Here is a 25967-nt window from a genome sequence, read left to right on the forward strand (position 1 = left end):
TTGTTGCGACAAACTTCCAAGGCTTACAGTAGAAAACAACTGGAGGGGCATTTTATGTCTGGTAAAGATCTGGCTAACTATCTTGAACAGCGCGTGGCGATGTTGGGGATTTCCCGCTCGGAAGTGGCGCGTCGTGCCGATATATCTCGGCAAACTTGGTATCGACTCTTGAGCGCTGACTTGACTGATGCCAAACTGTCGACCATCACGCGCTTGGCAGAAGCGCTGGAAACTACTCCCTTGCACTTGCTGCGTCTTTATTTGGATGAGGGAGTGGACAGAGTACACCTTAACGGAGCAAGCAACGATGCAGGCGGATTTTTGGCACGAACGTTGGAAACACCAGCAAATCGGGTTTCACCAAGCGGAAATTAATAGCCACTTACAGGCATTCTGGGGGCGAATGCAGGTGTCAGCCGATAGCCGCATTTTCGTGCCATTGTGTGGTAAAAGTCGCGATATGCTGTGGTTGCGCTCTCAAAATTTGTTGGTGACGGGCGTGGAGATCAGCCCGATTGCGGTACATGATTTTTTTGCTGAAAACGGTTTGGAGCCAATTGTCACGCAACAAGGCGCGTTTGAGTGCTGGGAATGTGACGGGCTGGTCATTTTGTTGGGCGATTTTTTCCACCTGAGCGCAGCGGATCTGGCGGATTGTGCCGGTGTGTTTGACCGCGCTTCGCTGATTGCTTTACCACCCGATATGCGCACCCACTATGCGCAACATTTGATGAGTATTTTACCGCCTGCGGTGCAGATACTGTTGATTACGCTGGAATACGATCAGCGTGAAATGAAGGGACCACCGTTTTCGGTGCATGAGGCAGAAGTGCGCGATTTTTATGAAGAATACTACGCGGTGGAGCGTTTACATGCGCTGGATGCGTTGGCGGATGAACCCGGTTTTCGCCAGCGCGGGCTGACCCGGCTGGATGAAAAGGTGTACGTGTTGACGCCGCGTTGAGCTTATTTTGGTGCTACTTCAGTCGTGGCAATTGCTGCCGGGTCGGGGGTATCGGTTGCGGGCTTATTGAACATATACAGCACGGCAATGCCGATACCGATGGCAGCAACCACAGCGGCGATTTTCAGTTTGGGGTCACTGTTGCTGGAATCGTCTGTGCCTAATTGACGGCGAGCTTCGCGGTAAAGGGCGTCGGATTCTTCTTGTTGGGCGCGTTGGTGCGCTTCTTTAATGCTTTTCGCCAATTCGTTGTCGTATTTTTGGCGTTCCATCTCGACGGCTTCCTTCATGCGTTGAGTACGCAGAAAGTGATCGCCAATCACGCCGCAGGCTTCACATTTTTCATTGATTTCTTTGGTTTGCACTTGGGTGTGTTTGCAGGCAGGGCACTTATATAACGTGGCGGTGGGCTGGCTCACTTCGTCGTCTTTGGGGACGAGTTGCAGGGTGGGGCGAATTGCGCAGTGAATTGCCAGCGTTTTGAGTTGTTCGCTGAGCGCTTGTGCTTCGGCTTCGGTGATGTTTTCACGAATTGACACCATGCCGTTGTTGAACAGCAGCGCATCGGATAATTTGAATTCGAGGTAAGGGCTGTGATCGTCCAGCAAATCCAGCACATCGCGTACCAAGGCTTCGACTGACTTTTCAGAACGGTGTCCGGTGACGACCAGATCGAACAGTTCCTGAATTTCAATGGCTTGTGATTCTGACATGGCGTTTTGTCCTGTGTTTTTTATTGTGTGCCTACGCAAGGCAATCTTGAGCAAAGGGTATAAGCAGCCAGACAGGATGTAAACAGTGAGCAGATGAACGTGCTATTGATCAGACGGTTTGCGGTGTGGTTTGCCGCAGTCGCACGCATCGGGAACGGGGTCAAGACCGCCTTCGTGCCAAGGGTTGCAACGCCCGATACGGCGAATCGCCAGCCAACTGCCTTTGAGTGCGCCGTGTTGCTCTATCGCTTCTTTTGCGTAATGCGAACAGGTGGGGTAGAAACGGCAACTGCTCCCCAGCAGCGGGCTGAGGAACAATTGGTAGAAGCGGATGATGGCGATTAGGAGGTGTTTCATGAATTCTCCTCTTGTAAATGCCGTTTTTTCAGCTTTAAGAGTTTCTGATCACAAGTAATTAATTCTAATTTTTCATATTTTGCCGTTGCTAAATGCAAAATATCGAATTTGTGTTTTTTCTTATCGGGAGCGTGATTGTCGCGTTCTGTGCGGAAGATTTCTGCTGCTAATTCAGCAATGTATTGATTAACTTGAATCATCGTACAACCTAAATCAGCTAGATCTTCTTCAAGCTTGTGCCGCTCGTCAGCACTTTTAGCGTCACATAATAACTCGTATTGAATAACTGGTGTGATAGTTAGTATAGCTTGGGTACTAATAAGCTCACCCAGCATTTGACTAGATTGCTCTTGTAAGGCAGCTAATTTTATATCTTTTTCGGTTGATTCAGGCGTAATGTCAATTTTTTTGAATGGCAGTGCATAAATCAAGAAGTTGCTATCCAGCAAATAACGTTTGTTTGTCATTGTGCGACCTTTCTACTTTTCATACGCTCCAGCAAAGCCATTCTTGCTTTTTGTTGAGTTTCAGTGATTGGTCTATCCAACGCAAGACGATTAAGGTCAATATTGAATGCAACCTTGAGTAAATCAATCATCGCAGTATTGCCCGGATTTTTGATTTTATAGGTACGCACAACATCATCTGCATCCCGCCGTAGCTCATAAGCTTCACCGTCTTCAAGCTGACTTAACACTAGCGGGGAATGTGTGGCAATGAAGAATGTAGTGTTGGGGAACAGCTTTTTGAGTGTTGGAATGATCTTAACCTGCCATTCCAAATGGAGGTGGCTCTCGATTTCGTCGATTAGGACAATGCCTTGCACATTTTGCAAATCACGCGCATTAGTCGCCGCCCCATATTCTGAGATGATTTTAGTTAATATTTTGAATATAGAAACAAAGCCAGTACTAAGTTGTGATAGTTCTTTCTCTTCGTTATTAACTTTCAAAGTAATATTATCTTTGTCGTCAAGCTCTAAGTAATTGGCATCGTATTTGGAATCAATTTCATGCAAGCATTTCAATAGAGTGAACAAATAATGCTGGCGATTGTTCTTATTTTTTTGGAAAATGCTTGATAAGTTAGCGCTTTCTTTGATCCAATTACGTAGCGAATCCGACTTTACAGTGGCTTCTTCAAAATGCCCTCTATCTTGTGTCTCAATGAATACGACAGGTGGTTTTTCCTTTAAATCTATCTGAAAATTGACATCTAGTATATTGAGTAATCTCGTTTTACCCACGCCATTTGCGCCGATGAAGACATATGCTTGCTTACTCGGATCGAGATCCAGCTCAATTGTGCCGACACAACGTGGGTCGTCTAGTCGTAAGTGGGTTAAATCCAGCATTGTCGTTGCTCCATCGGTAGAACCATTTCCGCTATGGTAGCAGAAATGGCTCAGTGCCGGTAATCAGGCGATTAGTGTTGATTGCTTCTGGCTCTGATGGAATCAAAATTATCGTCCACCAACAACTCGCCGTTGCGGAACACCGGACGCAGCAAATTACTTTCCCACGACAGCGCATCCTCACGAATCGTTTTGATCACGCCCGCATCCCTAATCACCGCGAGCCGCCCACGTTTGGAATGCTTGCCCGAATCCGTAATCGGCTGCTTATACACATCGCGCCAAGCGCCATTGATTTGCATCGCGGAAGCCTTCATCGCAAAGCGCAAGGTATCGCGATTAACCTTCTGCAATAGCCCGCCGCCCATACCAAACGCGACATTCTCAGTAGAAAATCCTGCCTGTTGAATGCGTTGCAAAATCACGCCGATGGAATCCACATCCACCCCATCGCCCTGAATCACGCGCACGCAATCGCTCAACACTTTGTAACCCTTGCTGTTCACCCGTCCGCCGAATTCCGCATACAAGCGTTCCAGCACTTCTGGCACGATGTCTTCCGGCACACCCGAATCGGGGCGAATCACCACGGTCGCACCGCTGTTTTCGACTTGCGTCCGCAATTGCTTGCCCCAAATCTCGGAAACGGCGTGGTAGATGTCGTAGGAATCGGATACGACCGCGAGTAATTTCCCCGCCTGCCCGAATTGTTGCAGCATATTGGCGTAAGCATCCGCTTCGCCTTCGCGTCCCCATGCGGTAATGGTGGAATGTTCTGCCGCTGGGATTGAAAAGCCAGCCATATCCGCGCCGTAATATTTACGTGCCGCCAGCAATGCCACGACCGTATCGCCACCGATGAAATTGACCAAGTGCGCCATGCCGCCGAGGGCTGCGGATTCGTGGGACGATACGCCGCGTGCGCCAAAATCATGCAGCTTGAAGGGCAATTCATTCGCCGGATTGTCGCAAGTTGCGTCAAGTGCTTGGCGAATGCTTTGCTTCACCTGCCATGACAACGTGGCAACGGTGGTCGGATACCACACTGCCCGCAGCAATGCCGTTTCCAGATACGAAGTCAGCCAAAACGCTTGCAGGTCAGTATTGCGGATTTGCACCAAGGCATTGCCGGTGGGAACAACCATGCCTTCGGGTAACGCTTGGATTTCAATCGGCAAAAAACCGCCGTGTTGCTGCACAATCTGTTCCCAGCCTTGGCGGAAAAACGGCACACCATGCGCCGCAAACAACGCCTCCGCCTCATCAATATCCGCCGTCGTGACAGGCTTGAGCAGGTATTCCTTGATGAACGCCTGCAAGCCAAAAAACAGCGTTTGCGGAAACTGCCCGCCGCGTGATTCGATGTAGGATGACACCACTTGCGTCCCCGTAGGGTATTGCAAAAAGTGGCTGGCTTTGTAGCTGTCAGTGTTGAGAATCAAGTTAGTGAACATAGGAAATCCTCCTGTGTAGTGGTATGAGTGGCAGTCTATCTGCCACCGTTTACCCTCACCCCAACCCCTCTCCCAGAGGTAGAGGGGCTAAAGAAAGGGTTTTGTTCCCCCTCTACCTCTGGGAGAGGGGGCTAGGGGGTGAGGGGTTCTTCACCCAATCATCGTCTTGATGATCTGAAAATGGTCTTCAAACAGCCGTTCAGGATCAAGGTCGCCCAACGGAACCCAGAAAGCGTGCTGCGCATCATCGCCACCTTTCACTTTCGGCAAACCGTGCGCATCCGCTTTAAGTTCAATCAGAAACGCATGAGTAATGGTGCGCCCACGTGCCGAACGGTAGGGGTCATCAAACACTTGCTCTTTCACAATCGAACCCGCCAACACGGGCGCTGGTACTTTGATGCGGGTTTCTTCACGCAATTCACGGATGACGGCATCACGCAGCTTTTCGTGCGGGTCAAGAAAACCGCCGGGTAATGCCCATTGCCCTTTGCCGGGGCGAGCTTTGCGTTCGATCAGCAGGATGTGTCCGGCTTGCACCACCACCGCATCCACCGTCACAAACGTTGGTGCGTAGGGCGCGGCTTCCCAACCTTTGCGGTACTGGTTAACGAATTCCCACTCGCTGGCAATGTGCTGAAAGGTCTCAGATTCGCGGAAGGTTTCCAGCCAGGTTTGCACCGCTGGCGGCATCTCGCCATTCGCAGCACCCCGTTGGAAATACTGTTCACGCAACGGTGTGGATGACACCCCGCGCACGTTTTCCACCGCGACCGATTGCCATTGCGGGAACATCGACAGGTAGTAGGAACTGTGGTCTTTGCTGTGTCCAATCAAGCCAATGCGCGGCGCGGCACTACCGACTTTTGGTGGGAAACGGCAAGTAATGCCATGCACGGTTTGTTGCACGCGGGTAATCCAGCCTTGCTCGTTGTAGGTGTCATCCAGCAATGGCGCAAGAATCAAGCGTTCGCCCGCTTCAGGAAACGTAGCACGGATAAAGGCTTCACGCTCGGCAAATGTCCAGGGATTGCGCAAGGTACGCGGTTGGCAACTCGAACCGACCAGCACAATCACGCGCTCGGCACGTTGCAACGCGGTTTCCACCACGGCTTGATGTCCCGCATGAAACGGCTGGAAACGACCAATGAAGACCAGAAAATCAAAATCAGGTTTGAACATGTCAGTAAGCTCCTTACTGAGAATGGTTGAGCTTGGTCTATCCAAGCTATTTATGATTAAACGCTGATTAGTTCGTTGCGTCAATGCCAAATATCTGCCACTTGCTACCGCTTAAGTGTTAGAATTTTCAACATAAAGGGCAAAAACATTTCTCAGGGGCTAGGCATGTTGGAACATCAGGACTTTTGGCTGGAAATCATTAAGGTTATACCAGCGTATTTATGGGTGATAGGGGCATTCAGCGCGTTTTTGTTGGCATACGATCTCTATTCACGGCAATTATTGCTCAGTACTTATGCCAAACAACAGCAGAATGGATTGGCAGATCTGTCACAGGTCGAACGCGCATTCGATGATGTACTCACGGTGGCGGCGCGAAATCCGCATTGGCATATCGAGGTGAGTGCAGCAGATAAGGCGCAGGTGTTACGGCGGCTGCAAGGCAATGGTGAGATGTTAAGCGGTTGCCGCGTGCTATGGTTGGATGATCGCCCCGATACGTTAGTGAATGAAATCCGCCTGTTGCAATATTTGGGGTTGGACGTTATTACCGTCACTTCGGCGGGTGAAGCCTTGGGGCATTTGAAACAGACCAGTTGCGAACTGTTGGTGTCGGATATTGCCCGCCCCGAAGGGCAGTCGAATGGCATCGCCACCTTGCAAACCTTGCACGATCATTACCCCGCTTTGCCCGCGATTTTCTATGTGGGTAATTTCAATGCGCAAGACGGTGTGCCTGCCGGTGCGTTTGGTATCACTAATCGACCTGATGAGTTGTTGCACCTGATTTTGGACATTATGGGGCGCAAGTGCTTGTAGCCATTAACTCAACGCCTTGAGCGTCAGCGACACACTCGCCAGCAACAACAACACCCCAATCAGGCGCGTCATGTGCGCTTGCGTTAACCCCGTGTGCACATGACCGCCTAACCACAACGCTCCCAACATCAGGGGCAAGGCAAACAACGCATTCCACCACACCGTTTGCGCCATCAACAATCCGGCAATAAAAAACGTCGCAATCCGCACCGCTCCTTCGATAAAAAACAGCGCCGAAAATGTTGCCCGCAACAGCGTTTTATCCTGAATGCGGTGATTCAAATAAATCACATACGGTGGCCCACCTGTGCCAAACAGCCCGCCGACCGTGCCACCGGTGAACGAAGCCGGAATTGCCCACCAAGCCGATACCGGCTTTTCACCCTTCAAATTCAGCAAACTGCGTACCGCAAACACGGCAATAAACGCCGCCAAGATCAGCAACATCGGCGTAAGCGGTAAATTCACCAGCAATTGCGTCCCCACAATCACCCCGATCAGGCTAAACGGAATCAACATGCCCACTTCACGCCATTGCACCCGTTGCAAATCCAGCCCGCCCATCACCAACGACGCGGTGAAATCCAGCAGCAAAATCAGCGGCACAACGAAGGTCAGCGGCAAAAACAGCGCCAGCAACGGCACCGCAATCAACCCCGACCCAAACCCCGCAATGCCGCGAATAAAATACGCCAGCACCACAATCGCCGTCGCAGCGGCATACTGCCAAACGTCCATCAGGCGTACAGCGTTTTAGGGTCGATCAACACCTCACGATCAATAATCACCTGATCGCCTTCCACTTTATTGTAAAAGCACGAACGCCGTCCGGTATGGCACGCCGGGCCAGTTTGATCGACCAGCAGTAAAATTGTGTCAGCATCACAGTCGATACGGAACTCCTTCAGCACCTGCATTTGCCCCGATGATTCACCCTTGCGCCAAAAACGGTTGCGCGACCGTGACCAATAGCAAACGCGCCCGGTTTCCAGTGTTTCCTCGATGCTGGCACGGTTCATCCACGCCATCATTAGCACTTCGTGCGTGTCGAATTGCTGGGCAATCGCGGGAATCAGTCCGTCGCTGTTGTATTTGAGGGTATCGAGGGTTTCAGTCAAGGTCATGGGGAATTCCTGTATCAGCAGTCGGTTAGTGGTGCGAGTATACCAGCCTGTTGTAGGATGTGACCCATTCCTGATTGAGATGAAACAAACCACTTATGATAACCCTGTACCAATTCAATTCCTGCCCATTTTGCTGGAAAGTAAAAGCCTTCCTCAACTACACCAAAATCCCTTACAACGTAGTGGAAGTTACTCCGTTCGGGATGAAAGAGCTGGATTTCACCGACCACAAAAAAGTCCCTGTGCTGAAAGATGATGCCGAAATCCTAGTCGAATCCAGCGCGATTGTGCGTTACCTGAACGACAAATACGCGGATTTGCTGCTCACTCCACAGGATGATGAATGGCAAGCGTGGGTGGATAACACGCTGGTGCATTACCTGCCGCCGTTGATTCATCCTAATATCGGTAAATCGTTCCACAATCTGGGGCTAGTCATGACCGGAAGTAAGGATGGTGCGGTTAAACGTTTCTTGGTGCGGCTGGTCGGTGCAATGGTGATGCCGCGTGTTGCCAATAAAATGAAGCTGAAACACAACATTCAAAATCCTGCTGCCGAGTTTGAAGTGGCGTTAGCGCATTGGGTCGATAAGGGTTTGGCTGGCAAAGACTTTTACGCGGGTGAACAACCGGGCTTGGTGGATACCAACGTGTTTGGGGTGTTGCGTTCCGCGCAAGGGATGGGGATTTTGGAAGCCGCTGCCACCAGCAACCCTACGTTTGGGCGCTGGTACGCAGCTTGTCGCAGCATGATGGATGCCTAGCCGTTACGCCAAATGCCAGCCGACTGTTTCACCTGCTCGCAGGGGAATGAGTGCATGGTCGCCAGCCTTGAGTGCTGCGGGAACAGTCCACGGCTGCTTCACCAGCGTCACTTGCTCCTGATTACGGGGTAGTCCATAAAAGTCGGGGCCGTGGAAGCTGGCGAACGCCTCCAGTTTATCCAGCGCTCCGGCTTGTTCAAACACCTCCGCATATAGCTCAAGTGCCGCGTGTGCGCTGTAAATACCCGCACAGCCGCAAGACGATTCCTTGTCATGACGCAGATGCGGGGCGCTGTCCGTCCCAAGGAAAAACTTCGGATTGCCACTGGTAGCGGCTGCCACCAGTGCCAGACGGTGGCTTTCACGCTTGAGTACTGGCAGGCAATACGCATGAGGGCGGATACCACCTTGGAACATGGCATTGCGATTATACAGCAGGTGATGAACCGTAATGGTAGCGGCAACATTAGCCGCTGCTGCCGTCACAAACGCTGCTGCTTGCGCCGTGGTAATGTGTTCCAGCACCACCCGCAGGCGCGGCAGACGTTCCAACAACGGCACGAGAATGCGCTCGATGAAAACCGCTTCACGGTCGAAAATGTCAATGTCGGTATCGGTGACTTCACCGTGTACGAGCAGCGGTAAACCGACTTCCTGCATGGTTTCCAGAACCGCTGCTACCCGATGAATATCGGTGACACCGGAATCGGAATTGGTGGTTGCCCCCGCTGGGTAATACTTCACCGCGTGGATGAAGCCGCTAGACTTAGCCTGACGGATGTCTTCCGGCGACGTCTTGTCGGTCAGGTACAAGGTCATCAGTGGCTCAAAGCGCATCTCAGCAGGCAAGGCAGCCAAAATACGCTCGCGGTAAGCACTTGCTTCTGCCACCGTGCGCACGGGCGGTTTTAGGTTGGGCATGACAATAGCGCGGGCAAAACGCTGGGCAGTATCCGGTAGCACTGTCGCCAACATGTCGCCATCACGCAGGTGTACATGCCAGTCATCGGGGCGTGTCATAGTCAATTGCAATTAAATCACCTGTCCCGGCAATTTGCGCGTATACCCCGCAGCATCCAGCTTCGCCAGATACTCAGCCCAGTTCTGTTCCATGTTCTTGCCCAGCTCATACAGCAAGTTCCAGTCGTAAATCCCGCTGTCGTGGTTGTCATCAAAGACTAACTGGATGGCGTAGTGACCCACCTGCTCAATGCCCTTGATATTCACGTTTTCCTTGCCGATTTGCAGTTTTTCCTGCCCAGGCCCATGCCCGCGTACTTCGGCGGAGGGTGAATTCACGCGCAAGTATTCGCAACTGAGTGCGTGGACTTCATCGCCCGGCCACGTAATCAACAGTTCGCGGGTTTTCTGGTTTAAGGTAATATCCAGTGGTGTCATGTTCGGTTCTCTTTACAAAATATAACGGCTAAGGTCTTCGTCTTTGACCAATTCGCCCAAAATCTGGTTAACGTAAGCCGCGTCTACCGTCATTTGGTCGTCGCAATCGGGCGCTTCAAACAGCACATTTTCCAGCAAACGCTCGACCACCGTGTGCAGGCGGCGTGCGCCGATGTTTTCGGTGCGTTCGTTGACTTCAAAGGCAATTTCCGCAATCCGCCGAATCGCATCGGGGGCAAAGGTCAGCTTTACGCCTTCGGTTGCCAGCAGCCCTTCGTACTGTTCGGTCAGGGATGCATTCGGTTCGGTGAGGATGCGTTCAAAGTCATTCGCGCTCAAGGCATCCATTTCTACACGAATTGGTAGCCGACCCTGTAATTCCGGTATTAAGTCGGAGGGTTTAGCCACGTGGAATGCGCCGGAGGCAATGAACAAAATATGGTCGGTTTTCACCATGCCGTATTTGGTGTTAACGGTGCAACCTTCGATCAATGGCAGCAAATCGCGTTGTACGCCTTCGCGGGAAACATCCGCGCCGCTGGTCTGCCCGCTACGTGCCACTTTGTCGATTTCGTCGAGGAACACGATGCCGGTTTGTTCAACCGCAAACAACGCACGTTGCTTTAGCTCTTCCTCATTGACCATTTTGTGGGCTTCTTCTTCGGTCAATACTTTGAGCGCGTCTTTGATCTTCATTTTGCGCTTGCGCTTTTTGTTGCTGCCGATGTTTTGGAACATGCTTTGCAACTGGCTTGCCATTTCTTCCATACCCGGTGGAGTCATGATTTCCACGCTTGCGCCACCGACTGCCACATCCAGTTCGATTTCTTTGTCGTTGAGTTCGCCTTCTCGCAATTTTTTGCGGAATTTCTGGCGAGTGACGGAATCTTCACGCACGGGTTTGGCAGGTTCGTCATCACCGCTGGATAGCCATTCGTTAACCGGTGTTTCTTTGCGCGGCGCAGGTAAGAGAATGTCGAGAATGCGTTCTTCGGCGGCTTCCTGAGCGCGGTAGTTGACCTTGGCAACTTCTTGCTCGCGCATCATTTTCATCGCCATGTCAGCAAGGTCGCGGATGATGGAATCGACTTCCTTGCCCACGTAACCGACTTCGGTGAATTTGGTGGCTTCGACCTTGATGAAGGGCGCATTCGCGAGTTTGGCTAAACGGCGGGCAATTTCGGTTTTACCGACACCCGTGGGGCCAATCATCAGGATGTTTTTCGGGGTCACTTCGGGGCGCAGCGCATCATCAAGCTGCTGCCTGCGCCAGCGGTTACGCAGTGCAATGGCGACGGAACGCTTGGCCTTGTCCTGACCAATAACGTGTTTGTCGAGTTCTTGGACAATTTCGCGGGGGGTCATCGTGCCGACGCTCATTAAAGTTCCTCAATGGTCAGGTTGTGGTTGCTGTAAATGCAAATGTCGGCGGCAATGTGCAGCCCTTTTTCGACGATTTCGCGGGCGGAAAGCTGAGTGTTTTCCAGCAAAGCGCGGGCGGCGGATTGCGCAAATGCACCGCCGGAACCGATGGCGATTAAATCATTTTCTTGCTCGATCACGTCGCCGTTACCGGTGATCAGCAGGGAAGCAGTCGCGTCTGCCACGATCAACAGTGCTTCTAATTTGCGTAACATGCGGTCGGTACGCCAGTCTTTGGCGAGTTCCACAGCGGCACGGGTGAGGTTGCCATTGTGCGCTTGCAGCTTGCTTTCAAAGCGTTCAAACAGGGTGAAGGCATCGGCTGTTCCACCGGCAAAGCCTGCAATGACCTTATCGTTGTACAAGCGGCGTACCTTGCGGGCATTGCCTTTCATCACCGTATTGCCCAGCGTGACTTGACCATCGCCGCCGACAACGACTTTGCCGTCGCGACGCACGCTTAGGATGGTGGTTCCTCGGTATTGTTCCAAAATGCGCTCCAGATGCTTTTGTGTAGGCTATAGCGTGTGGGTGTTTGAGGTAAATTTCAAGGGCTAGGGCGAACCCGCGTTGTGATAAAAAAATATTGTTTAAGAAACGGGCGAAAAGCATGTACCATGCAGGCTGATTTGCGGTATTTTCCCCTTAAACTTCAATTAGTTATTATTGCTACATTGTTGTTTTGATACCACAATGATTTTTTACTCTTTGGGCCTTAAGGAGGTGCATGATGAGTATTATTGGTTTAATCATTCTTGCAGTCATCGTACTCGCAGCTTGCTATACGACCCGTTGCTTGCAGCAGGGTGCGCGGCGTGAAAATTTGCCCCGTGAAATTGAAAAGCTGTTGTAAGCCCTTTGTATGATTTAGATTTTTAAAAGATCAACCACCATCTGATTATTAAACCTGCCCGCTTGATGCGGGCAGTGTTTTGTCTGCTCACTGCATCCCCATTCTTGTGCATCGACGTATTGCTTTATGATTGATTAAGCTATGCTTAGTCATGAGAATGTACAACGATGTGCGACCCTTTATATGGGATTTTGATTGAATGCAGCAAAAAGAGACTGCGATTATCCTGTTAGTGGATGAGGCATGTGAGAGCGAAAATTTATTCCGTCATGCGCAAGCCGCAATTGCAGCAGGTGCGCAGAGTCTGTTATTGCTGGCGTGTGAGCGCAATGGCTTGACTCCGGCATTGGTGGATGCTGGTTTGCAAGCTTTGCCCGTGCCGGTATTCGGTGGCATTTTCCCGCAAATCGTGGTCGGTTCGCGTCGCTTGGAACAGGGTTATGTGGTGTGTGGTCTGCCGTTTGCGGTGACGGTGGAATACGTCGCTAAGCTGTCAGACCCTAGCGCGGATTACCGTTCCGACCTTGCCGCCTTAGCCGCTACTGTTAACCCGCCGCAAACGTTAGTGGTGTTGGTTGATGGGTTGAGCACGCGGATTTCAGCTTTACTGGAAAGCCTCTACGGTGAATTCGGCGATGAATGCACGTATATCGGCGGCGGCGCGGGTTCCCTCAGTTTTCAGCAGCAAGCGTGTTTATTCAGCAATCAAGGTTTAGTCGGTGATTGCGCTCAACTGACCGCGTTGGATCTTCCCGTCGGAATCGGCATTGAACACGGCTGGCATAGCTTTGCTGGGCCTTTTTTCGTGACCGGCTCACAGCATAACACCGTATTATCGTTGGACTATCAACCCGCGTTTGAGATTTATCGCCGCGTGGTGGAAGCGGATAGCGGGCGTTCGTTTGCGGATACGCCGTTCTTTGAATTGAGCAAGGCTTATCCGTTTGGGTTGGTGCGTTTGACCGACGATGTGGTGGTGCGTGACCCGTTATTTTGCCGCGATAATGCGATTACGTGCATTGGTGAAGTGCCTGCGCATCACATGCTGTACATCCTCAAAGGCGATGCGGAACATTTATTGCTGGCGGCTCGTGATTGCACCTTAACGGCGTTACGCGCCCAGTCCGCACCGTGCATGGCGTTGCTGTTTGATTGTGTGAGCCGCGCCTTGTTTCTCGACAACCGTTTTCAGGAAGAACTCGACACTATCCACGCTCAGTTACCCACAGGATTGCCGCTGTTGGGCGTCTTGTCGCTGGGTGAAATTGCTGATGCAGGCAATGCTTGTCTGGAGTTTTTTAATAAAACCACGGTACTGGGGATTGTTGCTGACGCATGAGTACGACATTAGAACTGTTATCGGTGCAATACGCCTTGGCGTTACTCGTGGGGCAAAGCTTGGATTTGCGTACGATGTTGCACCAGTTTCTCCCACCTGCCTTGAAATTGCTGAATTGCCGCAGCGGTTATTTGTGGTTACGCCGCTGTGAGCCATTTGACACAATTCCCGGCATTGAGCCTTGTTACAGTTACCCCAAACTGAAAATACCATTGGTGGATAAGTCCGCGAACCTCGCGGCGGTGATTCAAGCGATTGCGGATAACGCTTGGGTGTTGACGCAACCTTTGGATATTGTCGAAACCGACGGCAGTTATTGCCACCTGTTACCTATCGGGCAAACGGGCGTGTTGATGTTGCGCCGTGATCCGCCGTTGTCGACAGCGCATTTACAGGCACTGACCCCGGTATTAATGCGTTTGGAAACCGCGTGTTTGGCGTGTGTGCAACATGCCAATTTGGAAGCGGCGCGTCAGGAAGCCGAACGGGCGAATCAGGCGAAAAACGAATTTCTGGCAATGATTAGCCATGAAATCCGTACCCCGATGAACAGTGTGATGGGGCTGACCGATTTGCTGGGGTACAGCGAACTTGCGCCTGCACAACGTGAATACGTGGAGTTGATTCGGACATCTTCTGGTGCGTTGCTGGACATTATCAATGAGATTCTGGATTTTTCGCGGATTGAGTCCGGAGCAACTCATGTAAACAGTGCGCCATTTAATGTGTACGCTTTATTGGAAACGGCATTAGCGCCATTGGCAGTTGCAGCACGTGACAAGGGCATTGCCTTTCAGTGGTGCATTGGCGCGGATGTGCCGGAAACAGTAGAAGGTGATGCGGGGCGTTTACGGCAGGTGCTCATTAATCTGGTCGGTAATGCGTTAAAATTTACCAACCGTAATGGCGACATTGCGATCAATATCAGCGCTCTGCCACACGCCCCAGTGGGCTATGCACGGGTAAGGTTTAGTGTGCGTGATACGGGCATTGGGATTGCGGCAGAACAGCTAAAGCTTATTTTCCAGCCATTCCAGCAAGCGGATAGCCGAATTTCACGGCGTTATGGTGGGACAGGTTTAGGGCTGACCATTTCTGCGCAATTGGTGGCAATGATGGGTGGAGAATTGCAGGTTGAAAGCCAGCTTGCACAAGGTAGCACCTTTTACTTTACCTTGTTGCTGCCAACGCAAGTCACACCAACGCCAGCGACTCCCGTTACCGATGCCTTGGGCATGGTACAACGCCCACTGACAATTCTGTTGGCAGAAGACAATGAAATCAATGGCATGTTTACCCGCTTGCTGCTCAATAAAGTCGGGCATCAGGTGACGGTCGTCGAAAATGGGCGTGAGGCACTGGAAAGTTGGCAACACCAGCGCCCGGATGTGATCCTGATGGATATGCAAATGCCGGTCATGGATGGCGTGGAAGCCACGCTGCTGATTCGCACCAATGAGCAAATTACTGGCACACACACGCCGATTATTGCGCTGACCGCTAATGTGCTGGCGAGTGATCGAACCCGTTGCCTGCAAGCTGGTATGGATGATTTTCTCAGCAAACCGGTTGAGCTACCCGTGTTATTAGCGGCATTGGAGCGGGCAACTGCTCGCTAGACCTTTAGTAAACGTTGGGTTGCGGTGCTGCATTGATCGACATAATCGGAGGAATCTGGTATTTGTTACGTGCTGCCAGCGGTAACGAACTGCTTCGATTGGGGAATTGCTTGGCTTTCCCCGTGTAATTAAGCGGTGGTGGCGCATTGAAGTTAACAATCCAAGGCTGTGTGTCGATTTTGCTCAGGCGCAACATCGCCAGCACACAATCTGCGGTGCTTTGATTATTTGCCATCGGAATATTCAAGAGGGTGGCAATGCGCAGCAAGGCTTTGACATCGGCGTCGTGTGGCACTGGCGTCATCGGATCCCAAAAGAAAATTAAAATATCAATCAAGCCTTCCGAGATACGTGCCCCGATTTGTTGATCACCACCGAGTGGTCCGCTGAGTAAACACGTTACCTCCAAGCCCGTTTGCTCTGTTATCAAACGCCCGGTTGTGCCGGTAGCAAATAATGCACATTCGGCTAGGATAGGGTAATTGGCTTTCGACCACTGAATAAGTGCCGGTTTTAGATTGTCGTGTGCAACCAATGCGATTTTATGTCTATGCATGTTCCTCAAGCCCCCGCTACTGAAACGCTGCTGTATGATTAATTTTTCTAATGACTGATTAATCATACAGCACTATCACGGGGTGATGCAATCCATATAGCAGGCATTCAGGTCGGTCATTCCCCGCGCACTATGATGGGGCGTATAATGGGGCAGTACGTAGCCATGTGAGAACAACAATGCCACTGATCAATGATGCCATCTGGACGAATAGCCCTTACCTGCAACACCAGCTTGCCCGCCACCCCGAATGGCAAGCCTATGCGGAATCCAGCCAGCCCTACACCGAGGGCGCATTGGTGGCAAACATTGTTGCCGAAGTCCTCGCGCAACCCGATTACGATAGCGTATTGCGCACGGTACGGCTGATCCGCAACCGTGAAATGCTACGCATTGCTTACCGCGACCTGATGGGCATGGCGGAACTCGCCGAAACCTTGCAAACCACCTCCGACCTCGCCGACGGTTTGGTGGATGCCGCTTACCGTTGGAGTTACGCCGAACTCACCGCCAAACACGGCATTCCACGCAGCCGCAGCGGTGAACCCCAGCAGATGGTGATTATCGGCATGGGCAAACTCGGCGGGCAGGAACTCAACTTTTCCTCTGACATTGATATGATTTTCGCCTTTCCCGAAGCAGGTGCAACCGATGGCAGGCGCGACCTCGATAACCAAACCTTTTTCACCCGCGTCGGGCAACGGATGATCGCCATTCTGGGGCAAACCACGGCGGATGGCATTGTGTACCGCGTCGATATGCGCTTACGCCCCTTTGGTGAAGTTGGCGCACTCGCCTTGTCGTTCGATGCGATGGAGCATTACTACGAAACCCACGGGCGCGAATGGGAACGTTACGCCCTGATCAAAGCGCGGGTGATGGCAGGCGACAAAACCAACGGCGCGGAATTGATGGCACGCTTGCGCCCGTTTGTATTCCGCCGCTACCTTGATTACGGCGCGATTGAGCAATTGCGCGATATGAAAGCCATGATCAACCGCGAAGCCGAACGCCGTGGCAAATACCTCGATGTGAAACTCGGCACAGGCGGTATTCGCGAAATCGAATTTACCGCGCAAGTATTTCAATTGATGCGCGGCGGGCGGATTCCCGAATTGCGGGGGCGTAGTTTGCTGCCGACGTTGGATGCGTTATTGGCGCAACAATTGCTGACGGCGGAAGAGTTTGCGGTGTTGCAACCGGCGTATCATTTCCTGCGCCGCACGGAAAACCGTCTGCAAATGTGGAACGACGAACAAACACATTCGCTGCCGACCACGCCAGAACGTCAAGCCTGCCTTGCCAGCTCAATGGGGTTTGCGGATTGGGTGAGTTTTGAGGCGGAATTGAATCGTCATCAGCGGGCGGTAGCGCAGATTTTCCAGCGCGTGTTTGCGCTCGAAACCCAAGAAAGCCAGCCGATGCCGGAGCATCCCGCGATTCAGGCATTGCTGCACAGCCGTTTGTATAACACGCTGACCGATACGGGGCGCAGCCGTTTGAACCGCTTGCTGCCTGCGTTGTTGGATGCGTGTAATGCTTTGGCTGACCCCGAACAGGCGTTGGAACGTTGCTTGCGGATTGTGCAAAAGATTGCGCCGCGTTCCGGCTACATTGCCATGCTGGCCGATCACCCGAATGCGTTGGAGCAATTCGTGCGTTTGGTCAGCGACAGTTTGTGGATTACCAGCCAATTGACCGATCACCCGATTTTGCTGGATCAACTGCTGGATTCGCGCCAGTTGTATACGCCGCTGGATCGTGAGCAATTGGGCGCGGCATTGCGGCTGGAATTGGAGCGTATTGATCAGGGTGATACCGAACAGGTGATGGAACGCTTGCGCCAATTCAAGCAAGCGCAAGTGTTGCGGGTGGCAGCGGCGGATATTACCGGCGTATTGCCGCTGATGAAGGTGTCGGATCAGTTGACCTGGATTGCCGAGGCGGTGCTGGAAGAAACCCAGCGGCACGTGTGGGCGACGATGACGGCACAAACGGGCGTGCCGTGTTACAAGGATGAGACGGGGGAAATGCAGCAAGCCGGTTTTGCGATTATTGCTTACGGCAAACTTGGCGGCTTGGAACTTGGTTACGGGTCTGATCTCGATATTATTTTTCTGCACGACAGCCACGGCACGGCGCAGCAAACTGTTCCCTATGATCAACTCCCTTCGACTACGCTCAGGGAGCGGCTCCCACCGTTGGCTGAGCGTAGTCGAAGCCAACCCGCCAAAGTGTTGGAAAATGCCGTGTTTTATGCGCGGTTTGCGCAAAAAATTATTCACACGCTGACGACGTTTACCCCAGCGGGACGCTTGTACGAAACCGATACGCGCTTGCGCCCCAGTGGGGCTTCGGGTTTGCTGGTCAGCAGTTTGAATGCGTTTCGCACTTACCAGCAGGAAAAGGCGTGGGTGTGGGAACATCAGGCGTTGTTACGGGCGCGGGTGATTACGGGAACGGAGCGTTTGCGGTCGCAGTTTGAGCAAGTACGTCATGAGATTTTGTGTCAGCCGCGTGATAGGGCGGAGTTGCGCAAGCAGGTGATTGCGATGCGCCAGAAAATGTGGGAAAGCATGGCGAGTAAGGATGCCAATGTGTTTAACCTGAAAAAAGACCCCGGTGGGGTGACGGATATTGAATTCATTGTGCAGTTTCTGATTCTGGCGCACGCGCACGAACACCCGGAATTGGTGCGCTGGAGCGACAATATCCGGCAATTGGAGTCGTTGCAGGGGGCGGGGATTTTGCCTGCGGATACGGCAGGGATGCTGGCGGATGCTTACCGGACGTTGCGTGATCGTATCCACGAATTGGCGTTGCAGGAGCAGGACGCGGTGGTGGAGGCGAGGCAGTTTGTGCACGAGCGGGATGCGGTGCGGGCGGCTTGGGTGGGGTTGGTGGAGGCTTAATCGGCTGTACTACTGTTGGTAGGTGTCACTGATGCTGCGTTTGAATGACAATTTTACTGAATATCATGAAAAGATAGCCGCCTGTCGGTTTCGTCATACTTTTTAAGAAAAATAATGCTAATTTTCGTGATGTTATAATTTTTGGAGAAAAGCCATGATTAATCAGTCTTATCAATTCAAACCTGCCGTTAATAATAGTAGCAATCGTAATAATAATTGCCAGCCATGCCGAAGCAATAATACTAAGTCTACCCAATTTAATACGCTTCAGAATATGTTCAGTCAATTGTTGCCACTATTGCAAAAATTATTGTCTCAAATTGGAAATAATAACACCAGTAATCCAACGCCATGTCCATCAAAAGAATTAAATCTTAGCCAAGAGGATTTAACTCGTTTAGGCGATATTGTTTATCCTCCTAATGCTTTCTATGGTCTAAGCGGTAGACCAACACTGACAGGGGTTGTGGATACTAATAATGACCAAAAACTTTCTGCTGGAGATGTGGGTAAGATTGAGTTTCTTGTAAATCCCATTCCTCCTGATACCTCTCATGTGGGAAAAGGTGAAGTGATACTAACACAAAAACAAATAGATTCATTTAATGGCGTTTAATAAAAACAATAAATATTTAGAAGTGTTACTTGTGCAAATACAACGTCCCGAAGTTAACGGGACGTTGTATATTGATTATTAACCTAAAACATTGTCTAGTTAATGTTGAAGTTCAAGAAACTTGTTTCTGGCCATGAACCACTGGATTGTGGGGCTTTAACTTGCCATACTGCTGTGCCCGGTGCAAAGTTAACACCGGAATTATAACTGCATGTTCCTGAACCACAATTCGCACTAGTAGCAGATATTGCTTGATACACCACATACGGCCATGATAGTGATGAACCATTATCAGCGATTACCCAATATTCAGTTTGACCTGCTAATGGTGTCCAAGTAAAAGTTGGTGTAACACCCGTAGTTGTACCGTTTGGGGTCAATCCTTGAAACGTGCTTGTTCCGCTTCCGACTGTAAAACTCAGTATGTTTGTTTCTGGCCATGAACCACTGGATTGTGGGGCTTTAACTTGCCATACTGCTGTGCCCGGTGCAAAGTTAACACCGGAATTATAACTGCATGTTCCTGAACCACAATTCGCACTAGTAGCAGATATTGCTTGATACACCACATACGGCCATGATAGTGATGAACCATTATCAGCGATTACCCAATATTCAGTTTGACCTGCTAATGGTGTCCAAGTAAAAGTTGGTGTAACACCCGTAGTTGTACCGTTTGGGGTCAATCCCTCAAATGTACTATTGTTGGATTCTAAAAAATTGATCGCATTACCAATATTTATTCTTGGTTTTGTGATATTAACTTTATCATCTGTTACCGGATTACCTGTATTGATAAGAATACTTTTTAATTCACTAACAGAGAGAAAATTTCCTGTTAGTGACTTGGCTGACTGTTGCAAAATGGCAGCCGCGCCTGCTGCATAAGGGCTTGATGCTGAAGTTCCATTAAAATCTGTTGTGTAATTACCCGAACTATAACCAGCAGAACCCACAATATCAGTTGTATATGCATCTGCTGATGGAGCGAGTATATCTAATAATGAAGACATATTGGTATAACCAATGACTTTATCTGCCTGTGCAGATTCAAATGCGATGTAAGGTTGGCTAGGTGTGCATTGAGATGACAATGATTTATTTGTTATGCAAGAGTTACCTGATACACATACTGATCGAGATCCTAATGCATTGTCATAAACAGCACCGACAGAAATTACTGAGGATAAACAGGCAGGTGCAGATATGCCACTGCAATGTCCTGTATTACCAGAAGCGGCAAAGATTGCTATATCACTCATAAGTGCTATATCAGCAGCAGAACCCATTAATGAATAGCTTCCATTACCTGAGTCACATATTGATGAAAATTCTGTATTATCACCAATGCTCATGTTCACAATCATAATGGGATTATTAAGATTGTCATATTGATGGCTACTCGCCCAATCAAGTGCTGAGGCAATAGCCTGATATGAGTGAAAGGCTGGATTTCCACTTCCTGTTTTTAATGAATAAATTTTTGCATCCGAAGCAACTCCTCCCGCATAATCACCGACAGCCGTGATATTTCCTGCTGCGATGCCGGAGACGGCAGTACCATGAGCATCACCTGATGATGGTCTGGGATCAGCGTCGTTATCGCCAAAATCAAATCCACCTATGACTTTTGAGTTGAAAATACTATTGGGAGTTCCACCCAGTGATGGGTGAGCTGTATCTACTCCAGAGTCGATAATTGCAATGGAAATACCTGTTCCACTGTAGCTATTTCTAACACCAAATCCATTGATCAGAGATAATCCTTGTGTTGTAGCCGATTGAAACGTTAAATTTTCCTCAATAAGAACAATATTTGTATTATTGGATAATTGCTCAAGTCCTTTTAACGTCACCTCAGCATAAAATGCAGACACAAGAGAAAATTCCTTTTTTATCTTGATTTCATTTTTATCAAGAGATTTGGCAACAGAATTAAGGGATTTTCTTATCTCTTTAGCTAATGCGTCTTTGTTTTCTTTTTTGGTAAGATCTATATATCCAGTGTTTTTATTTTTCCCACCTGCATTTATATAATCCTTGAACTTCTTTGGATTGTCTTGTATAGATTTTTGGGAAAGTTTCTTTATTTCCTCGGATGTACTTATAGTAACTAGCACATCTATTTTCCCCTCAGCCTCAATTTTTGAAACAATATCGCGATTACTAAGTTTCTCAAAGTTGATATTGGTATCAGCAGCATTTACAGAATACATTGAAAATAAAAAAGCTAAGATTAAAGCTTTGATTAAATTATTTTGAATACACATGGGAACCTCTAAAAACCCGGCGTATTGCAACGGTTAGCGTTGGCCTATCGGCATTTTGTTAAAAAAACACCAACCCATCTCAATTTTTAGCACACCAAGCCACAATCAGGTTGTTTTTCCGCATTTTTGCTGTTTTTTCGGGAATTTCTCCATCAAATGGGCACAACTCCGCCCTCTCTGAGCGAACAGAGCCGACGCAGGTTATACACGGTTGCTTTGATGCTGAGGCCGAATACTGCCCGTGCCAACCCAATGCTGCGGATGGCTTTGCCACCCATCGCACAGATTGACCCAAACACATGCTCAACCCGTGCGCGGGGTCTGGCGATGCGGGTGTTGCGGCGTTTCTGGCAGTCGGATTGCGGCTTGCCTTTCTTGGCTTTGTGCTGGATGTGTAACCGCCAGCTACCTTGGTTGAGGCGTTGTTCACGGGATTGGTCTTCATAACCTTTGTCCGCCCATACGTCACGGCTGGTGTTGGCTCGGTCAAGCACCGCTTCAAAATGGTTGGTGTCATGCTCTTTGGCGGTGCTGATGTGGCGTTTGCGGATGAGTTTGTATTTCCGATCGGCACTGATACTGAGTTTGTAGCCGTGGTAGCTTTTGCCGTGTTTTTTCGTCCAGCTTGCTTCCGTATCCTTTTGGCGACGTTGGCAGGTGTCCAGCCAGCGGGTGTTGCCGCTTGTTCCAACAGCGCTTTTTCTTCTTTGTGGAAATGTTGTTTAGGGGCTTCCACCAGCGTGGCATCGACGATTTGACCACCACGGGCAATAAAACCGTGTTGTTGTAATTGCCGTTGGACGGCATCAAACAGGGCATCCGCACCACCTGCCGCACTGATCCGTTCACGGAATACCCACAAGGTATTGGCATCCGGGATCGTGCTGGAATGACGCAGGCCACAAAACCGTTGGAACGACAGCCGGTCAAGCAATTGGTATTCCAATGCCTCGTCCGACAGGTTGTACAGGTGTTGCAACACCAAGACCCGTACCATCAGTTCCGTTGGGTAGGGTGGACGGCCTCCTCGCTTGTCACTTGGGCGTGGGGCGATGTGGTCGATTTCTGCTGCCAAGGCGACAAAGTTGACGTGCTGGTTCAGCGTGGACAGCAGGTCGCCCTTGCGGTCGAGTTTCTGTTCACGCTCTTCGGCGGCAAACAGACTGGTTTTGATGGCACTTTTCTTGGGCATGGCTAGTAACGGGGCGGTGGCTCAGATGAGCATTTTCTCACATTTGTGTGGGTATCAGTGGGTTTTTAGAGGTTCCCACATGTGAAGCCCCACAAATGAAAGATGTTGTGTTAAATTTAATTTAAATGAATCCTACTCTTTTCTTTTGATAAAGATTAATAGACGGCATATTATGCTGTTTTTCAACATAATTCGCCAAAAACTTTTTAATTAAAGTTTGCTTTAAGTTGATTAAAATCAATGAATTAGATAATATCTTGTTTTTAAGCCCCTTGTGATTACTGATTGATATTTTATATCATAAATTTAAATAACATTGCAACCACTAGTCTGAATTTCTCACATTATTGTCATAGAATGACCTGGAAATCTTACCCAGCCTACGTTTTGTGGCATGACACTCTATCTTTCGCTACCTCGATTACGGCGCGATTGAGCAATTGCGCGACATGAAAGCGATGATCAACCGCGAAGCCGAACGCCGGGGCAAATACCTCGATGTGAAACTCGGCACTGGCGGTATCCGTGAAATCGAATTTACGGCGCAAGTGTTTCAATTGATGCGCGGCGGGCGGATTCCCGAATTGCGGGGGCGTAGTTTGCTGCCGACGTTGGATGCGTTATTGGCACAGCAACTGCTGACGGCGGAAGAGTTTGAGGTGTTGCAACCAGCGTACTATTTCCTGCGCCGCACGGAAAACCGCCTGCAAATGTGGAATGATGAACAGACGCATTCGCTGCCGACCACGCTAGAACGTCAAGCGTGCCTTGCCAGTTCGATGGGGTTTGCGGATTGGGCGAGTTTTGAGGCAGAACTGAATCGCCATCAGCAGGCGGTAGCGCAGATTTTCCAGCGAGTATTTGCGCTCGAAACGCAGGAAAGTCAGCCGATGCCGGAACATCCTGCGATTCAGGCACTGTTGCACAGCCGTTTGTACAACACCTTGACCGATACCGGGCGCAGCCGTTTGAACCGCTTACTGCCTGCGTTGCTGGATGCGTGTAATGCCTTGGCTGATCCCGAACAGGCGTTGGAACGCTGTTTGCGGATTGTGCAAAAAATTGCGCCGCGTTCCGGCTATATTGCCATGCTCGCCGATCACCCGAATGCGTTGGAACAATTCGTGCGCTTGGTCAGCGACAGTTTGTGGATTACCAGTCAATTGACCGATCACCCGATTTTGCTGGATCAATTGCTGGATTCGCGCCAGTTGTATACGCCGCTGGATCGGGAGCAATTGGGCGCGGCATTGCGGCTGGAATTGGAGCGCATTGATCAGGGCGATACCGAACAGGTGATGGAACGTTTGCGTCAATTCAAGCAAGCGCAGGTATTGCGCGTTGCGGCGGCGGACATTACCGGCGTATTGCCGCTGATGAAGGTGTCGGATCAGTTGACTTGGATTGCAGAAGCCGTGTTAGAAGAAACTCAGCGGCATGTGTGGGAGACGATGACGGCGCAGACGGGCGTGCCAACTTATATCGCGGCTGCGCCGGAATACCCCCCCATCCCCAGCCCTTCCCCCGCAAGGGGTGAAGGGAGCAAGATAGAAGAGGCGGGGTTTGCGATTATTGCTTACGGCAAACTCGGCGGTCTGGAACTCGGTTACGGCTCTGATCTCGACATTATTTTCTTGCACGACAGTCACGGTACGGCGCAGCAAACCAATGGCAAGAAGACGCTGGAAAATGCGGTGTTTTATGCACGATTTGCGCAGAAAATTATTCATACGCTGACGACGTTTACGCCAGCGGGACGCTTGTACGAAACCGATACGCGCTTGCGCCCTAGTGGGGCTTCGGGTTTGTTGGTGACGAGTTTGAATGCGTTTCGTACCTACCAGCAGGAAAAGGCGTGGGTGTGGGAACATCAGGCGTTGTTGCGGGCGCGGGTGATCACGGGTTCGGAGCGTTTGCGGGCGCAGTTTGAGCAGGTGCGTCACGAGATTTTATGTCAGTCGCGTGATAGGGCGGAGTTGCGCAAGCAGGTGATTGCGATGCGTCAGAAGATGTGGGACAGCATGGCGAGTAAGGATGCCCGCGTGTTTAACCTGAAAAAAGACCCCGGCGGGGTGACGGATATTGAATTTATTGTGCAATTCCTGATTTTGGCGCACGCGCATGAATACCCGGAACTGGTGCGCTGGAGCGACAATATCCGCCAACTTGATTCGTTGCAGGTGGCAGGCGTTTTACCAACGGACACAGCGGAAGCATTGGCGGATGCCTATCGGACGTTGCGTGACCGTATCCACGAATTGTCGTTGCAGGAGCAGGAAGCAGTGGTTGATGCGGGGCAGTTTATGCGTGAGCGTGAGGTGGTGCGGGCGGCTTGGGTTGGGTTGGTGGAGCAATAAATCCCCGCTGCCTTGAAAAACAGTCTGCTACCCGTCAATATACACATATTACGTGTACACGGAGACTGTGCCATGAATATCACCTTATCGGTTGACGATGCCCTCGTGACAGAAGCCCGTCGGGTTGCTACAACAATGGGTAAAAGCCTGAATCAGATTATCCGCGAATATTTGGAACATTTGACTCGCCAGCAAAAAACTGAGGCTGATTTCGATGAATTCGCCGCGTTGTGTGGGCAAGGCAACTCGCACGGCTGGAAATTCAATCGGGATGAACTGCATGAAAGAGCGTAGCTTTCTTGATACTAATATCCTGCTTTACACCGATGATAAAAAAGCCCCGGAGAAGCAGGCGCAAGCCCTCGCCCTGTTGAAATCCGGCTGGCAAACGGGCAATGCAGTCATTTCCACGCAGGTGTTGCAGGAATATTTTGCCGCTGCCACTCGCAAACTGTCAGTACCCGTGGAAACCGCCCGCCGCAAGATCGAATTACTCAGTGCGCGTGCGGATGTGTTTAGCATTGCGCCTGACGATATTGTGCAAGCGATTGATTTGCATCGCCTGCACAGCTTTTCATTTTGGGATTCACTGATTGTACGCATGGCGCAGAAAAGTGCTTGTACCGTACTGTTTTCGGAAGACATGCAGGATGGGCGGGTGATCGGTAATGTGCGGATTGTGAATCCGTTTGCTTAACGCGC

General features: G+C 50.5%; 26 protein-coding genes and 1 pseudogene. 12 read left to right on the forward strand and 15 right to left on the reverse strand.

From position 1 onward, the window contains the following. Positions 1 to 54: 54 nt before the first annotated feature. Positions 55 to 375, forward strand: a complete 321-nt coding sequence (locus L2Y54_RS05160) for a helix-turn-helix domain-containing protein (protein WP_236500602.1) — start codon at positions 55 to 57, stop codon at positions 373 to 375. Next, positions 308 to 964: a thiopurine S-methyltransferase gene (locus L2Y54_RS05165; protein ID WP_236500610.1), complete on the forward strand. Its 657-nt coding sequence runs from the start codon at positions 308 to 310 to the stop codon at positions 962 to 964. Before L2Y54_RS05160 ends, L2Y54_RS05165 begins: the two co-directional genes overlap by 68 nt. Positions 965 to 966: 2 nt before the next feature. On the opposite strand, the gene L2Y54_RS05170 is transcribed toward L2Y54_RS05165, so the two are convergent. The 6 genes from L2Y54_RS05170 to L2Y54_RS05195 all read right to left on the reverse strand — a co-directional run bounded on the left by L2Y54_RS05170 (position 967) and on the right by L2Y54_RS05195 (position 6024). Then, entirely contained in the window at positions 967 to 1677 is a 711-nt protein-coding gene (locus tag L2Y54_RS05170) for a hypothetical protein (protein WP_236500613.1), read from the reverse strand. Positions 1678 to 1779: 102 nt separating this feature from the next. Beyond that, complete coding sequence (yidD, locus tag L2Y54_RS05175; protein ID WP_236500623.1) at positions 1780 to 2034, reverse strand: membrane protein insertion efficiency factor YidD; 255 nt, start codon at positions 2032 to 2034, stop codon at positions 1780 to 1782. Beyond that, positions 2031 to 2501, reverse strand: a complete 471-nt coding sequence (locus L2Y54_RS05180) for a type II toxin-antitoxin system VapC family toxin (protein ID WP_236500626.1) — start codon at positions 2499 to 2501, stop codon at positions 2031 to 2033. The genes yidD and L2Y54_RS05180 overlap by 4 nt, the downstream gene beginning before the upstream one ends. Then, positions 2498 to 3388 carry an AAA family ATPase gene (locus L2Y54_RS05185; RefSeq protein WP_236500645.1) on the reverse strand — a complete coding sequence of 297 codons (891 nt, stop codon included), beginning with the start codon at positions 3386 to 3388 and terminating at the stop codon, positions 2498 to 2500. The genes L2Y54_RS05180 and L2Y54_RS05185 overlap by 4 nt, the downstream gene beginning before the upstream one ends. Positions 3389 to 3459: 71 nt before the next feature. Then, positions 3460 to 4842, reverse strand: coding sequence for a nicotinate phosphoribosyltransferase (locus L2Y54_RS05190; protein WP_236500647.1), 1383 nt, complete (start codon positions 4840 to 4842; stop codon positions 3460 to 3462). Positions 4843 to 4992: 150 nt separating this feature from the next. Continuing rightward, a complete protein-coding gene (locus tag L2Y54_RS05195) occupies positions 4993 to 6024 on the reverse strand; it encodes a bifunctional nicotinamide-nucleotide adenylyltransferase/Nudix hydroxylase (RefSeq protein ID WP_236500650.1) in 1032 nt (343 codons plus the stop codon). A 165-nt stretch (positions 6025 to 6189) separates the two neighbouring features. On the opposite strand from L2Y54_RS05195, the gene L2Y54_RS05200 reads away from it, so the two are divergent. Then, positions 6190 to 6843, forward strand: a complete 654-nt coding sequence (locus L2Y54_RS05200; RefSeq protein WP_236500657.1) for a DNA-binding transcriptional response regulator — start codon at positions 6190 to 6192, stop codon at positions 6841 to 6843. 3 nt (positions 6844 to 6846) lie between these two features. Here the strand turns inward: L2Y54_RS05200 and L2Y54_RS05205 are convergent, their stop codons facing one another. Then, on the reverse strand, positions 6847 to 7581 hold the full coding sequence (locus L2Y54_RS05205) for a sulfite exporter TauE/SafE family protein (protein WP_236500658.1): 735 nt from the start codon (positions 7579 to 7581) through the stop codon (positions 6847 to 6849). Then, on the reverse strand, positions 7581 to 7967 hold the full coding sequence (hisI, locus tag L2Y54_RS05210) for a phosphoribosyl-AMP cyclohydrolase (protein WP_236500684.1): 387 nt from the start codon (positions 7965 to 7967) through the stop codon (positions 7581 to 7583). Before hisI ends, L2Y54_RS05205 begins: the two co-directional genes overlap by 1 nt. 95 nt (positions 7968 to 8062) lie before the next feature. On the opposite strand from hisI, the gene L2Y54_RS05215 reads away from it, so the two are divergent. Further along, entirely contained in the window at positions 8063 to 8731 is a 669-nt protein-coding gene (locus L2Y54_RS05215) for a glutathione S-transferase family protein (RefSeq protein WP_236500685.1), read from the forward strand. A gap of 3 nt (positions 8732 to 8734) precedes the next feature. Here the strand turns inward: L2Y54_RS05215 and pyrC are convergent, their stop codons facing one another. From pyrC to hslV, 4 genes are read right to left on the reverse strand one after another with little or no spacing between them, the layout of a single operon-like run. Beyond that, a complete protein-coding gene (pyrC, locus tag L2Y54_RS05220; RefSeq protein WP_349768784.1) occupies positions 8735 to 9706 on the reverse strand; it encodes a dihydroorotase in 972 nt (323 codons plus the stop codon). Positions 9707 to 9763: 57 nt separating this feature from the next. Continuing rightward, positions 9764 to 10129 (reverse strand): gamma-butyrobetaine hydroxylase family protein, encoded by a 366-nt coding sequence (locus tag L2Y54_RS05225; protein WP_236500687.1) that lies wholly within the window; start codon positions 10127 to 10129, stop codon positions 9764 to 9766. 12 nt (positions 10130 to 10141) lie between these two features. Beyond that, positions 10142 to 11509 carry an ATP-dependent protease ATPase subunit HslU gene (gene hslU, locus L2Y54_RS05230; RefSeq protein ID WP_236500690.1) on the reverse strand — a complete coding sequence of 456 codons (1368 nt, stop codon included), beginning with the start codon at positions 11507 to 11509 and terminating at the stop codon, positions 10142 to 10144. Then, positions 11509 to 12042, reverse strand: a complete 534-nt coding sequence (gene hslV / locus L2Y54_RS05235; RefSeq protein WP_236500692.1) for an ATP-dependent protease subunit HslV — start codon at positions 12040 to 12042, stop codon at positions 11509 to 11511. The genes hslU and hslV overlap by 1 nt, the downstream gene beginning before the upstream one ends. Positions 12043 to 12278: 236 nt before the next feature. Between hslV and L2Y54_RS21680 the strand changes: the two genes are divergently transcribed. The 3 genes from L2Y54_RS21680 to L2Y54_RS05245 all read left to right on the forward strand — a co-directional run bounded on the left by L2Y54_RS21680 (position 12279) and on the right by L2Y54_RS05245 (position 15362). Beyond that, on the forward strand, positions 12279 to 12404 hold the full coding sequence (locus L2Y54_RS21680; protein ID WP_255697874.1) for a hypothetical protein: 126 nt from the start codon (positions 12279 to 12281) through the stop codon (positions 12402 to 12404). Between the two features lie 199 nt (positions 12405 to 12603). Next, entirely contained in the window at positions 12604 to 13743 is a 1140-nt protein-coding gene (locus L2Y54_RS05240) for an FIST signal transduction protein (RefSeq protein ID WP_236500698.1), read from the forward strand. Next, the gene (locus L2Y54_RS05245; protein WP_236500699.1) at positions 13740 to 15362 is read left to right on the forward strand and encodes an ATP-binding protein; all 1623 of its coding nucleotides are present in this window, start codon (positions 13740 to 13742) and stop codon (positions 15360 to 15362) included. The genes L2Y54_RS05240 and L2Y54_RS05245 overlap by 4 nt, the downstream gene beginning before the upstream one ends. Before the next feature lie 4 nt (positions 15363 to 15366). Here the strand turns inward: L2Y54_RS05245 and L2Y54_RS05250 are convergent, their stop codons facing one another. Further along, complete coding sequence (locus tag L2Y54_RS05250) at positions 15367 to 15918, reverse strand: methylglyoxal synthase (RefSeq protein ID WP_236500700.1); 552 nt, start codon at positions 15916 to 15918, stop codon at positions 15367 to 15369. Between the two features lie 179 nt (positions 15919 to 16097). Between L2Y54_RS05250 and glnE (L2Y54_RS05255) the strand changes: the two genes are divergently transcribed. Together glnE (L2Y54_RS05255) and L2Y54_RS05260 are read left to right on the forward strand one after the other, a co-directional pair. After that, positions 16098 to 18830, forward strand: coding sequence for a bifunctional [glutamate--ammonia ligase]-adenylyl-L-tyrosine phosphorylase/[glutamate--ammonia-ligase] adenylyltransferase (gene glnE, locus L2Y54_RS05255; RefSeq protein WP_236500719.1), 2733 nt, complete (start codon positions 16098 to 16100; stop codon positions 18828 to 18830). A gap of 154 nt (positions 18831 to 18984) precedes the next feature. Continuing rightward, positions 18985 to 19446, forward strand: a complete 462-nt coding sequence (locus tag L2Y54_RS05260; protein WP_236500722.1) for a hypothetical protein — start codon at positions 18985 to 18987, stop codon at positions 19444 to 19446. 95 nt (positions 19447 to 19541) lie between these two features. Here L2Y54_RS05260 and L2Y54_RS05265 read toward each other — a convergent pair whose 3' ends face one another. Beyond that, positions 19542 to 21716 (reverse strand): S8 family peptidase, encoded by a 2175-nt coding sequence (locus tag L2Y54_RS05265; RefSeq protein ID WP_236500724.1) that lies wholly within the window; start codon positions 21714 to 21716, stop codon positions 19542 to 19544. A gap of 152 nt (positions 21717 to 21868) precedes the next feature. Further along, a pseudogene (locus L2Y54_RS05270) lies at positions 21869 to 22908 on the reverse strand (IS5 family transposase). A 449-nt stretch (positions 22909 to 23357) separates the two neighbouring features. On the opposite strand from L2Y54_RS05270, the gene glnE (L2Y54_RS05275) reads away from it, so the two are divergent. From glnE (L2Y54_RS05275) to L2Y54_RS05285, 3 genes are all read left to right on the forward strand, one after another. After that, positions 23358 to 25265 carry a bifunctional [glutamate--ammonia ligase]-adenylyl-L-tyrosine phosphorylase/[glutamate--ammonia-ligase] adenylyltransferase gene (gene glnE / locus L2Y54_RS05275; protein ID WP_236500731.1) on the forward strand — a complete coding sequence of 636 codons (1908 nt, stop codon included), beginning with the start codon at positions 23358 to 23360 and terminating at the stop codon, positions 25263 to 25265. 72 nt (positions 25266 to 25337) lie between these two features. Continuing rightward, entirely contained in the window at positions 25338 to 25559 is a 222-nt protein-coding gene (locus L2Y54_RS05280) for a hypothetical protein (protein WP_236500732.1), read from the forward strand. Then, complete coding sequence (locus tag L2Y54_RS05285; RefSeq protein WP_236500733.1) at positions 25546 to 25962, forward strand: PIN domain-containing protein; 417 nt, start codon at positions 25546 to 25548, stop codon at positions 25960 to 25962. The genes L2Y54_RS05280 and L2Y54_RS05285 overlap by 14 nt, the downstream gene beginning before the upstream one ends. The last annotated feature ends 5 nt before the right edge of the window (positions 25963 to 25967 follow it).

It is taken from the genome of Thiothrix winogradskyi (genome assembly GCF_021650935.1).
In the GTDB taxonomy this organism is placed as follows: domain Bacteria; phylum Pseudomonadota; class Gammaproteobacteria; order Thiotrichales; family Thiotrichaceae; genus Thiothrix; species Thiothrix winogradskyi.

Excerpts from the sequence above, each read along its gene's own strand:
- L2Y54_RS05205 (WP_236500658.1), bottom strand. The coding sequence starts at position 7,581 with ATGGACGTTTGGCAGTATGCCGCTGCGACGGCGATTGTGGTGCTGGCG.
- hisI (WP_236500684.1), bottom strand. The coding sequence starts at position 7,967 with ATGACCTTGACTGAAACCCTCGATACCCTCAAATACAACAGCGACGGA.
- L2Y54_RS05265 (WP_236500724.1), bottom strand. The coding sequence starts at position 21,716 with ATGTGTATTCAAAATAATTTAATCAAAGCTTTAATCTTAGCTTTTTTA.
- L2Y54_RS05260 (WP_236500722.1), top strand. The coding sequence starts at position 18,985 with ATGATTAATCAGTCTTATCAATTCAAACCTGCCGTTAATAATAGTAGC.
- L2Y54_RS05165 (WP_236500610.1), top strand. The coding sequence starts at position 308 with ATGCAGGCGGATTTTTGGCACGAACGTTGGAAACACCAGCAAATCGGG.
- yidD (WP_236500623.1), bottom strand. The coding sequence starts at position 2,034 with ATGAAACACCTCCTAATCGCCATCATCCGCTTCTACCAATTGTTCCTC.
- L2Y54_RS05225 (WP_236500687.1), bottom strand. The coding sequence starts at position 10,129 with ATGACACCACTGGATATTACCTTAAACCAGAAAACCCGCGAACTGTTG.
- L2Y54_RS05240 (WP_236500698.1), top strand. The coding sequence starts at position 12,604 with ATGCAGCAAAAAGAGACTGCGATTATCCTGTTAGTGGATGAGGCATGT.
- L2Y54_RS05170 (WP_236500613.1), bottom strand. The coding sequence starts at position 1,677 with ATGTCAGAATCACAAGCCATTGAAATTCAGGAACTGTTCGATCTGGTC.
- L2Y54_RS05190 (WP_236500647.1), bottom strand. The coding sequence starts at position 4,842 with ATGTTCACTAACTTGATTCTCAACACTGACAGCTACAAAGCCAGCCAC.
- L2Y54_RS05285 (WP_236500733.1), top strand. The coding sequence starts at position 25,546 with ATGAAAGAGCGTAGCTTTCTTGATACTAATATCCTGCTTTACACCGAT.
- L2Y54_RS05200 (WP_236500657.1), top strand. The coding sequence starts at position 6,190 with ATGTTGGAACATCAGGACTTTTGGCTGGAAATCATTAAGGTTATACCA.
- L2Y54_RS05185 (WP_236500645.1), bottom strand. The coding sequence starts at position 3,388 with ATGCTGGATTTAACCCACTTACGACTAGACGACCCACGTTGTGTCGGC.
- hslU (WP_236500690.1), bottom strand. The coding sequence starts at position 11,509 with ATGAGCGTCGGCACGATGACCCCCCGCGAAATTGTCCAAGAACTCGAC.
- L2Y54_RS05195 (WP_236500650.1), bottom strand. The coding sequence starts at position 6,024 with ATGTTCAAACCTGATTTTGATTTTCTGGTCTTCATTGGTCGTTTCCAG.
- L2Y54_RS05245 (WP_236500699.1), top strand. The coding sequence starts at position 13,740 with ATGAGTACGACATTAGAACTGTTATCGGTGCAATACGCCTTGGCGTTA.
- pyrC (WP_349768784.1), bottom strand. The coding sequence starts at position 9,706 with ATGTTGGCGACAGTGCTACCGGATACTGCCCAGCGTTTTGCCCGCGCT.
- L2Y54_RS05180 (WP_236500626.1), bottom strand. The coding sequence starts at position 2,501 with ATGACAAACAAACGTTATTTGCTGGATAGCAACTTCTTGATTTATGCA.
- L2Y54_RS05215 (WP_236500685.1), top strand. The coding sequence starts at position 8,063 with ATGATAACCCTGTACCAATTCAATTCCTGCCCATTTTGCTGGAAAGTA.
- L2Y54_RS05250 (WP_236500700.1), bottom strand. The coding sequence starts at position 15,918 with ATGCATAGACATAAAATCGCATTGGTTGCACACGACAATCTAAAACCG.
- glnE (WP_236500719.1), top strand. The coding sequence starts at position 16,098 with ATGCCACTGATCAATGATGCCATCTGGACGAATAGCCCTTACCTGCAA.
- L2Y54_RS05160 (WP_236500602.1), top strand. The coding sequence starts at position 55 with ATGTCTGGTAAAGATCTGGCTAACTATCTTGAACAGCGCGTGGCGATG.
- L2Y54_RS21680 (WP_255697874.1), top strand. The coding sequence starts at position 12,279 with ATGATGAGTATTATTGGTTTAATCATTCTTGCAGTCATCGTACTCGCA.
- L2Y54_RS05280 (WP_236500732.1), top strand. The coding sequence starts at position 25,338 with ATGAATATCACCTTATCGGTTGACGATGCCCTCGTGACAGAAGCCCGT.
- glnE (WP_236500731.1), top strand. The coding sequence starts at position 23,358 with ATGAAAGCGATGATCAACCGCGAAGCCGAACGCCGGGGCAAATACCTC.